The 1168-nt window shown below is 36.0% G+C and carries 1 protein-coding gene; it reads right to left on the bottom strand.

All coding sequences use genetic code 11. The features are described from left to right. On the bottom strand, positions 1-1168 hold a 1168-nt coding region (locus tag BN338_RS12390; protein WP_039762020.1), incomplete at both ends, for a type ISP restriction/modification enzyme.

Below are 1168 nucleotides of genomic sequence, written 5' to 3'. Positions count from 1 at the left end.
TAGGGTTGCCAACGGTCTCAACGGCATAACGATTGGCATCATTCACAATACCACTCTTTTTATCAGTCTTAACACATTGACGCCCCATAACCCATTCAAGAGCGGGTTTGCCATTGACGATATACTCATAGGCTTCAAGAGGTATATCTGTCATTGTGATATTGCCATTGTAAAAAACAGTAGATTTATCTTTCTCTTTACCTGCTTTTGCGAATTTCATTTCAGTCACATAATAGAATTTTTCAGGATTAGAGATGTCAGTTAATTTTGGATTACCCTTTTTAAAGGTCACGGGATAAGGTTCCACGTCTTCATAATTCACGTGTAAATGCCCTAGTTCACGCCCTGCTGTCACAAACTTCCAAAAATCATCAGCACTCTTTACGCAAGGGATACGAGGCAATTCTTTGCATAAATTATCAGCATAATGAGTGCGGTAATCTTCCGAATGAAGTAAACCGTAAACATAATAAAACAGATCGTCTTTAGTGATAGTTTCATTAGGATAAGCAGCTTTAAAATGTGCTAATCCTTCATCAGTAATGGCATCACGCTTCTGTAAACCAGCTAGTTTACTTTCTTCTGTAGAATTCGTAAACAAATGGGTTTGTTTCTCACCTTTATTTTTTGAGATCGTACTGTCTTCGTAAATATAGCGTGGAAAGCATTGGCTACCATCTATCATATTCACATCAGGCACATTTTTAGTCATTAAAATAGAAAAACCACATCTTGCTCCTACAGTAGAAATTTGTATTACTCTATTTTCAGCCGCTTTTCCTATTGGAAATATCCTCGGTATTTGTAAAACCATTTCATTGAAACTGCGATTATAATAAAGCCATTGTTGCGTAAATGGACGGTAAAGACTTTGTGTGAAGCATGAACCTTCAAATTCAAAAAACTTTCCTCTTACCAACTCTTGTTTAAGTGCACGGCTCCAACTTATCTTTTTCTCATCCGCATTAACAAAATTATCGACAACCTTTGTACGTATTTTATGGTCAGTATGATAAGTATCATTAAAACGTTTCACTTCGCTATTATAGAAGTTAATCATGTTGTGCATGTTTTTTGATAAAGCATCACGGCTTGAATTGTATGTCCAAGCATCACGATTAGTTTTTAGACCACACGAAGAAGCTTCAAATAGTTTTTTACTATGAGG

Origin of the sequence: Bartonella queenslandensis AUST/NH15 (genome assembly GCF_000312585.1) — a bacterium.
GTDB classification, from domain to species: Bacteria; Pseudomonadota; Alphaproteobacteria; order Rhizobiales; family Rhizobiaceae; genus Bartonella; species Bartonella queenslandensis_A.
Note: the sequence above shows the minus strand (reverse complement) of the source record. Positions and strands in the feature narration are given on the sequence as shown.